The sequence below is a fragment of the Bacillus sp. SIMBA_005 genome, assembly GCF_046535585.1.
Classification (GTDB): Bacteria; Bacillota; Bacilli; order Bacillales; family Bacillaceae; genus Bacillus; species Bacillus pumilus.
The window spans coordinates 1-256 of the sequence record NZ_JAWRWI010000719.1; the positions used below are offsets into that span (position 1 = coordinate 1).

Annotated in this window: 1 protein-coding gene; it reads right to left on the reverse strand. The window is 48.8% G+C overall.

Features of this window, described 5'->3' with window-relative positions; all coding sequences use genetic code 11:
• Positions 1-21 precede the first annotated feature (21 nt).
• Positions 22-256: bifunctional hydroxymethylpyrimidine kinase/phosphomethylpyrimidine kinase (locus tag SB660_RS21945; protein ID WP_410584556.1), on the reverse strand; the 235-nt coding region annotated here is incomplete at its 5' end.

The following is a 256-nucleotide window of genomic DNA, read 5'->3' on the forward strand; positions in this document are numbered from 1 at the left end:
CTGTAAGGCAGCCCCTTTTGTTTATGATTGTTGATTCAGGCGCAGTGCAGAATGCTTCGTAGGACCAACATACTGGTTTAGCGGGAAGGATTCTTTAATAGCCGCTGTGATGAATTCTTTCGCTGCGTAAATGGCTTCTTTGACTTCCGCACCTTTGGCGAGCTCCGCTGTCACGGCTGCTGAGAATGTACAGCCTGCGCCATGTGTATAAGGCGTATCGATCATTTCGCTTTCAAGGACTTCTGCTGTTTCTCCG